This is a genomic window from Anaerovibrio sp. RM50 (assembly GCF_000622005.1).
In the GTDB taxonomy this organism is placed as follows: Bacteria; Bacillota; Negativicutes; order Selenomonadales; family Selenomonadaceae; genus Anaerovibrio.
In genome coordinates this window covers 34,345-43,031 of the sequence record NZ_JHWV01000018.1, presented here as the reverse complement: position 1 = coordinate 43,031, position 8,687 = coordinate 34,345, and the positions used below count along the sequence as shown (strand labels likewise).

At 45.1% G+C, this 8,687-nt stretch carries 6 protein-coding genes and 1 riboswitch; of the genes, 4 read left to right on the top strand and 2 right to left on the bottom strand.

Translation table 11 applies throughout. The features are described from left to right. Positions 1 to 447 (top strand): hypothetical protein (locus tag T525_RS16555; RefSeq protein WP_232219214.1); only part of this gene is annotated, 447 nt, incomplete at its 5' end. Between the two features lie 181 nt (positions 448 to 628). Beyond that, positions 629 to 731: riboswitch (glycine riboswitch) on the top strand. 110 nt (positions 732 to 841) lie between these two features. Then, positions 842 to 2,260 carry a sodium:alanine symporter family protein gene (locus tag T525_RS0109680; protein WP_027407043.1) on the top strand — a complete coding sequence of 473 codons (1,419 nt, stop codon included), beginning with the start codon at positions 842 to 844 and terminating at the stop codon, positions 2,258 to 2,260. Positions 2,261 to 2,418: 158 nt separating this feature from the next. On the opposite strand, the gene T525_RS0109675 is transcribed toward T525_RS0109680, so the two are convergent. Further along, positions 2,419 to 3,120 (bottom strand): response regulator transcription factor, encoded by a 702-nt coding sequence (locus T525_RS0109675; RefSeq protein WP_027407042.1) that lies wholly within the window; start codon positions 3,118 to 3,120, stop codon positions 2,419 to 2,421. A gap of 3 nt (positions 3,121 to 3,123) precedes the next feature. Beyond that, entirely contained in the window at positions 3,124 to 4,746 is a 1,623-nt protein-coding gene (locus T525_RS0109670) for a HAMP domain-containing sensor histidine kinase (protein ID WP_051533539.1), read from the bottom strand. Between the two features lie 313 nt (positions 4,747 to 5,059). Between T525_RS0109670 and T525_RS0109665 the strand changes: the two genes are divergently transcribed. Both T525_RS0109665 and T525_RS0109660 read left to right on the top strand, forming a co-directional pair. Continuing rightward, entirely contained in the window at positions 5,060 to 5,803 is a 744-nt protein-coding gene (locus tag T525_RS0109665; protein ID WP_027407040.1) for a hypothetical protein, read from the top strand. A gap of 96 nt (positions 5,804 to 5,899) precedes the next feature. Then, the gene (locus T525_RS0109660; protein ID WP_027407039.1) at positions 5,900 to 8,578 is read left to right on the top strand and encodes a 3'-5' exonuclease; all 2,679 of its coding nucleotides are present in this window, start codon (positions 5,900 to 5,902) and stop codon (positions 8,576 to 8,578) included. The last annotated feature ends 109 nt before the right edge of the window (positions 8,579 to 8,687 follow it).

Genomic DNA, 8,687 nt, shown 5'->3' with positions numbered 1-8,687 from the left:
TTTATGAATACCAAGGCAAAAGTTTTTAAAAAGTATCTGAAGGAGAAGGAGGTTACGGTATTTCAGGTGGAGGAAGTACCTGATGACGAGCAGAATACGGTGACCTTCCAATCCCACATTCAGGTGGAGGGACAGCAGCTTCCTCTTATGGTTATATTGGATGACTCGGCATTTACCGTGATAAGGGTTTTGATTCTTAACAACGCCCTGAAACAGGATAAAGATGTACAGCTTCTTTATATGACCAATACCCAGAACATGAATTACAAGCCGTTTAAGCTCTTTTTCGATCGTAACGGCGCATTGATTATGGATGTGTGCATGACGACCATCGGCGACAAGGAGAAGGATTTTGCAACTCTGGGTGATGAAATCTACGGCATGTTTAATTTAATCATAAAGTTCCTGGAAGAAAACTACAGACAATGGATGAAGGAAATCTGGTGATTTCTAAAACTGCTGATACGCGCTCCAAGCCCTGGTACATAAGGGCTTATGGCATAAATAGTGGGATTGTCTAACATATATACAAATATCCGCTTGACACGAACAATAAACAGTAGTATATTACTCTATGTTAACTACATTAATCCGAAGAAGTCATCAGAATGCCACGCAGACTGGTGATGGAGGGTACTCTGGAGAATCCCATTAAATTGGGTGCCGAAGGTGCAAGGTTTACATTTAAAGTGTAAGCTGAATCTCTCAGGCAAAAAGACAGTGATGATGAGTAACACATGCCAAGTAATGTTCTAGAAGTTATGCGGCGTTGTTTATTTATTTTGTCTTTATGGAGTATCGTCCTTCGGATGATACTCTTTTTATTTTGGAGGATTTGATTATGGACTACTTATTAGAACTCGTTCAAATGGTCAACACCTATTTATCAGACTACATTCTCTGTTTTCTGCTGATTGGTTTGGGCCTGTATTATACCATCAGAACCCGCTTTGTTCAGGTTCGCTGTCTGGGTGAAGGCTTCAGACGCTTCTTTGGCAATTTCTCCCTTCATGGTGAAAATGGCAAAAGCGGTATGAGCTCCTTCCAGGCTCTTGCTACAGCTGTAGCTGCCCAGGTGGGTACTGGTAATGTAGTTGGTGCTTCTGGCGCAATACTTACTGGTGGCCCTGGTGCTATTTTCTGGATGTGGATCATTGCATTCTTCGGCATGGCAACCAACTATGCTGAGGCAGTTCTCGCCCAGGCTACCCGTGTCGTTAAGGAGGACGGCACCGTTCTTGGCGGTCCTGTTTACTATATTCGTAAGGCTTTCCCAGGTAAGTTCGGCAGATTCCTTGCAGCATTCTTTGCAGTGGCCATCACCTTGGCACTTGGCTTCATGGGCTGCATGGTTCAGTCTAACTCCATTGGCGAGACCAGTGAGGCCGCTTTTGGTATCCCAGCTTGGGGAATTGGTATTGTAATCGCTTTGTTGGCTGGCTTCGTATTCCTCGGCGGTACTAAGCGTATTGCCAGAATCACCGAGAAGCTGGTTCCTGTTATGGCTGTTTTCTATCTCATCGGTGGTGCTGCAATTCTTCTGGCAAACTTTGAAAGAGTTCCTGAGGCTGTTTCCCTGATTTTCTACTACGCATTTAATCCTGATGCCATCATCGGCGGCAGCTGGGGTATGGCAATCAAGACTGCTATTTCCCAGGGCGTAAAGCGCGGCCTCTTCTCCAATGAGGCTGGTATGGGTTCCACTCCACATGCACATGCCCTTGCAAATGTTGAAAAGCCACATGACCAGGGCGTTGTTGCCATGGTTGGTGTATTTATCGATACCTTCGTTGTTCTCACCATGACTGCTCTTGTTGTAATCACCACCCTTTACACCGGCGACGGCGTTTTGGCCAACGGTGCAGCAGAGGGCATTTCCAAGACCAATATGGCACAGATTGCCTTTGGCAGTCTCTTTGGCAGTTCCTTGGGCAGTGCATTTATCGCTGTCAGCCTGTTGTTCTTCGCATTTTCCACTATTCTCAGCTGGAATCTCTTTGCCAAGATTAACGTAGAGTATCTTATGGGCAAGTCTGCTGTAAAGGTTTTCTCCGTTATTGCCATCTGCTTCGTATTCATGGGCTCCTGCCTGTCCAACAATCTAGTTTGGGAGCTGACTGATATGTTCAACAATCTCATGGTTATTCCAAACTCCCTGGCCCTCTTTGCTCTCAGCAGTGTGGTAGTTGGCCATGTGGATACCTCCAATCTTGAGGATGATGAGGAAGGGAAGGAATATATCGTTCAGACTGAACATTGATGAGTTGGCTAAAAAAATAAGTTTTCAACTAGCTTAAGAAAAATAGCTGAAATTTAAGCTTAAAAAGTAAACCTTAAATTTAAAAGCGGTTGCAGTGGATTGTTTTCCATTGCAGCCGCTTTTTGATGCCCTAAAGCATTATTATGTTACCGAATTTATTATTTGTTGCAAAATCTGTATCCGGCTCCCCATACGGTTTCAATGTAAATAGGAGAGGAAGGATTTGGCTCTATCTTTTCACGGAGTCGGTTGATGTGTACCATAACCGTGGCGGTGTCTCCCATGGCGTCCAGACCCCATATCTGGTCAAAGAGCTTGTCCTTGCTGAAGACAATGCCCGGATTTTCCGCCAGAAACAACAGCAGTTCAAATTCCTTGTTGGTAAGGGTAATTTCCTTGCCTTTGTGGTAAACCATGTGGGTTTCAGGCTGTATTTCCAAATCTCCCTTTTGTATGGTTTTTATCTTTGGTGCCGTATCACCTGAAAGCTTGGTAAGCCGCTGATAACGGGCAAGATGGGCCTTTACACGGGCCACCAGTTCACCTGGACTGAAGGGCTTTATTACATAATCATCGGCTCCAAGGCCCAGGGCACGGATTTTATCGATGTCCTCATGACGGGCAGATACCATGAGGATTGGCAGCTCCTTTTCCTTCCGCAGCTCACGGCAAATCTGAAAGCCGTCCTGTCCCGGAAGCATTACGTCCAAAATAAGCAGGTCAAAATCCTCATTTAAGGCACGCTTGAGGCCGGCAGTGCCGTCTCCTTCAATATCCACCTGAAAATCGCTGGCTTCAAGATAATCCCTTTCCAGCTCTGCAATGCTTGGATCGTCTTCTATAATCAATATTCGCTTCATTTTCTAAACCTCCTGTGTGTTGCGGGGATGACTGTTAATAATAGGCAGCTCCATGATAATGCACAGTCCCCCTGACGGATTGGACTCTGCCCAGATAGTTCCCTTCATGCCGTCAATAATACGCTTTGTAATGGCCAGCCCCAGGCCGCTTCCCTTGGCTACGTTGCTGCGGGCATGGTCGGTACGGTAGAAGCTGTCAAAGAGCTTTGGCAAATCCTCCTCCGGTACTCCCGGGCCATTGTCAGCAAAGGTGATACGAAGGTTGTTATTGACGGATTCAAGGCGAATGTTTATATCTACACCATCTTTGTTGGAATACTTGCTGCTGTTGCCAATAAGATTATCTATTACCCGCTGGAACTGGATTCTGTCAATGGATACCAGGCCCTGATTATTATCATCAAGCAGCATTTCCATGGAAAGATTTATATTCTTTTCAGCCAGGAGTGATTTCTGTTCATTGTAAAAATCCGTGAAATAATCCCTAAGGGGAACATTTTCCAGATTAAATGGTATGCGTCCCAAATCCAGCTTTGAGAACAAAAACAGGCTTTCCACCAGCTTTTCCATGGTGGTGGCACCCTGAAATATCATTTCCACATAATGGCGCTGTTTTTCCGGAGTTTTGGCAATGCCGTCAAGTATGCCGCTGGCGTAGCCCTTCATGGAAGTAAGTGGGGTGGATAAATCATGGGAAATTCCCGCGATGAGCTCCTTGCGGTTTTCCTCGTATTTTTCCTGCTGTTCTCTGGCTGCCTTAAGCTCCAGCCGCATGGCCTCAAAATCGCGGCAGGCATCACCAAATTCATCCTGGGCCTGTATTTCTATTGGGGTGTCCAAATTGCCCTGGCGAATCTCAGCCGAAGCCTTGCGAAGAGCTGACAGGGGCCCCAGAATCTGCCGGGAAAGGAGACGGGAAAGATATAATCCCAGCAATATTATAAAAACAATGGCCACGATGATTATTATGGTAATAATATCGCTATAATCTCTGTGGGGATTTGGCAGTGGAGGAGTTCCCTGGCTTATAATAGGCGCCTTGCCATAGGAATTTATTCGTATATGGCCGTTGGAGCTCTGATAATCGAAAAGGAATATGTCATTATCCCAAAGCATCATGGAGGAATTGTGGCTGCGGCTCCGCACCTTTTCCATGAGTTCATTGGCATCAGCATCAGGAGATACATAGACTATGTTGTCGTCAATGGTCAGCACACTTTGTATTCCCTGCTGCTCCAGCATGCCAAGATCATGATATATGTCATCATTGCGCCCCATACCAGGACCTGGCCCCATATCAGGACTTCCTTCCATGTTCTGGCCACGTCTCATGCCCGGACCGTGTCCATGGCCCTGTCCGTGACCGTGGCGTCCCATATTATTAACAACCAGCGGCCCACCCTGTTCCAGCTTCACCTTTATGGAGCTTATGGCGAACTGTATAGATGGGGCAGGACCCTTTTCAGGCCAGGCGGAATTTACCTTGTCCTGATCGGAGCCACCCATGAGCTTCAGTCCCAGCATAAAGCTGCTGCCGATAATTACCAGCACGCAAAAGGGAATGAACACCATCATAAAATTTGCTATAAATAATCGCTTTCGTACGGAAAAATCCTGTAGTCGCACTATATTACCCTCTTTCGGTGTATTGTCCGATATTTTACTGTGAAATCTTAGTGAATCGAAGATATTGTTTCTTTCAATAATAGTATACGTCTTAATTCTAACAAAAATCTAAACACGAAAAAATAATAGGTTTTGAAAATGTTAAATGCCAGTTTATAATTTGTTTAGATTTAGGCTTTATACTTCAAGTGTACCCAATAAGGGGAGACAAAACGAGAGTCCAGATAGAAACAAAAAAGTGAATCACATGCGAAAGGGATTCACCGGGAAAAGCAAATCAGAAATAAGTGCATTTAAAAAGGAGGAAACGATTATGGATAACAAAATTATTTCAAGCGGAACTATGAAGAAGGCAGGAGCTGCATTGGCAGCATGTGTTGTGGCAGTGGCTGCTCTTGGCTGGTATGGCTATCAGCAGAAGATTACGGAATTTCATAAGGTGGCCCAGGCCAACAGCAAAATTATTGAGACTCAATTGGCAGAAAATAATATTGAGGTAATTGACGAGGCCCAGGTAAAGGCAGCAGCAGCCCAGGCCATGGCAGTCAGCGAGTCTGATATTAAATGGAATGAAATATTCCTTTGTGAAGGCTTTGGTGGTCAGTTCATGGGAAGAGGCGGTCACTTTATGCCACGTGGCGCCCACTTCGATAATCACAGGGGACCAAATGGTGATGGTCACGGCCCACATCATGGTGGCTGGCAGAATGACAAGGATAATCAGAACAATGACCACTTCAATGATCACTGGGGCCCTGGCTACGGTGGCAGACATCACGGCAACTGGGCTGGAATGCCTCCAATGATGCCAACTCCTGAGCAGATGAAGGAATTTAAGGAAAAGGCCCAGGCCAATGCACCGCAGCTTCCTCCTCAGGACGCAGCTAATATGGATAACAAGGACAATAAGGACATGAGACCGGCCTTTGAATTCCACCCTGTTTACAATGTATTTTGCGAGGCAAACAATGTGAAGTACATAGTTCATATTGATGCAGTATCCGGCAAGGTGCTTCACTGCCGGGCAATGGGCAACAACATTATGCCACCTAGATAACAGTAATAAAAATAAAAACAAACACTTGTTTTTATCCTCGCTTTTGTATACAATAATATTAGATTAATAATGTTCGGTAAGTGGGGATATAAACCAATGAGTGTTAATGAAAAATGGCAGAATTGTTTAAATGAAAAGCAGCGTGAGGTTGTCAATGAATTGGACAGCAATATCCTTCTCATCGCCTCTGCTGGCACGGGAAAAACAAATACACTGGCATACAGAATAGCCCATATAATAGAAGAAAAACGGGCCCAGGGCAGTGAAATAGCCTGTCTCACCTTTACCAACAAGGCCTGTAGCGAGATGAAGGCCAGGGTAACGGAGGTGGTGGGGGAAGCTGCCAATGATGTTACCATCAAGACCTTCCACGGGTTTTGCTATGAAATTATCCGTCAGGAGGCAAAGCGCCGGGATATGGACATTTCCACCGATTCCGTTATTTACGATGAGGAGGACTGTCTGGAAATCATTCGCAATGTGCCTGAAATGAAGACTATGGCAGCCCAGACCGGTTGGGCCGGGGCTATACAGAAAATAATAGCTCTGGTTAAGGATTATCGGGGAGAGTACGATTATTTCACCAATGATGCGGAGACAGACTACCAGCGGGTTATTGACCGCCTGCTGGTGGAAAAAGGACAGCGTTTTTCTGATGCCAGCCGTGTAAACTGGAAATCATGCACCGCCCTTATTATGGAATTCCAAAATAGGGGCGGTAAGCTTGTTTCTGCCTATGACAACGCCCTGAGACTGGCCCATGGCATGGATTTTTGCGACCTTATCAACATGGCCTACGAGCTTTTGAAAAAGCCGGAGGTGCAGAGGGAATGGAGCGACCGTTTTAAATTTTTGTGCATCGACGAGGTGCAGGATACCTCCCGTCTGGAATTCAGCGTGTTGGAATGCTTATTTGGGCAGAATAATATAATGATGTGCGGTGATTTTTTCCAGACAATTTATGAGTGGCGGGGTTCCCAGCCGGATCTGATATTCGACAAGTTTTATGGTGAGTATCAGGCCCGGCTTATTGTGTTTAACCAGAATTACCGCTCCACCAAAATTCTTCTGGACAGCTCCTATGAGTATCTGAAAAAGCGTTTTCCCGACAAAATCAGCAATTTTTTCCCGGAGGATGCCATGGCCATGAGTGATAATGATGGGGAGAAGATTGTCCATGCCACCTTTGGGGATACATATATTGAGGCGGACTGGATTTACAATACTTTGCAGCGGCTTAGGCCAAGGGATTTGTCAAGGGTTTGTATTTTGACCCGGTCCAATGTGTACAACAAGCGGCTGTCCAACTTCTTCTGCAGTATAATGGAAACGAGACAGAGAAACCAGATGAGCCAAAAGGGAGTGTTCGATGATTTTCCCCTTGAGTTTATGCTGGTGGACGAGTTTCATTTCTTCCGCAGACAGGAGATAAAGGATGTTTTGGCGGTTTTTAATATGCTGGTTAATGAATGGGATGATACCAGCATTTGCCGTGTGGCCAAGGAATACGCCAAGGGTATTGGTGCCAGAACCATAGAAAAGTTCCAGTCTGATGAGGCGGTGGCTTTGGGGGTCCGTACCAGCGATATGGTGCATCCTTCCACCATAAAATATGATGAACCCTTTGAAATGCTGCGGCGTGAACTGGAGGAGGGAAATGTGGTGGTGTTTGACGTTGAATCCACCGGTCTTGACACCTCCAGGGATGAAATTATCCAGATTGCGGCCATCAGAATTGACAAGACGGGGAAGGTGCTGGATAAGCTGAATCTGTTCTTGAAAGCTACCAAACCAGTAGGACAGTCGGTAAATACCCATCATATTACAGATGAATACCTGAAGCAGCATGGTGTTGATCCCAAGTCGGGACTTCAGATGTTTTTGGACTTTGCCAGGGACAGCGTTATTGTGGGACATAATGTGGGCTATGATTTAACCATATTGGACAGCCAGCTCCGTCGTCTGGATATGGAACCACTTAGCTGTATGGCCCATTACGATACCCTTGATATTTTCCGCAGATTCTATCCAAATCTGGAAAATCACAAGCTTTCCACTGTGGGGGAATTTGTGAAGGTATCCCATAAGTCCACCCACGACGCCTTTGACGACATTTCCGCCACTGCCGAGTGCCTGATTTATGCGGTTAATAATAATATTGTCCAGGGCATAGATGAGCGGCGGCGGTTCTTCACCAAGTATTCCAAGGTATTTGTGCCCTTTGCGGAACAGATTAACGAGTTTAAGAAGCTTATGTATTCCATGCGGCCCCAGGAGCTGATGAATAAAATCATCAGGGATTTGGGCATTTTGGACCGCTATACAAATGAGGATGTGCGGAACAACAGCACAAATAAATCCACCAGCAAGGTGGGTAATCTCCGCCAGCTATATAGGTTTATGCGGGAAAGGGACGACAAAGCCATGTCCTGTCTTGATGGCATAAAAAATCTCCTCACTCTGACCTCTCTTTCAAATACGGAATTTGATTTAATGCTGGCATCACATCCAAAGATTCCTATTATTACTGTTCATCAGGCCAAAGGGCTGGAATTTGATTATGTATTTTTTGCAGGGCTTCAGGAGGGTGTTTTTCCAAGCAAGTTCTCTATAGATGCAGATTATTTTGATGAGGAGGCAAGGCTCTTTTATGTGGGCATCACCAGAGCAAAAAAGGCCCTTTATCTCACCTCTGCCCTGGAACGGTCAAAAAATGCCAATCCTTGCAGATTTATATATTCCATCCCTTTAAAAAATATTGAAAATCGTCAGTGAGCAGGCTAAATACAAAGTTCATTTTAATTTGCAAAAATTGAAACAAAATTGTAAATTTGTTTGACAATTCACCTAGTATTTAAAAGCCTTCTATGATATAATACGAAAT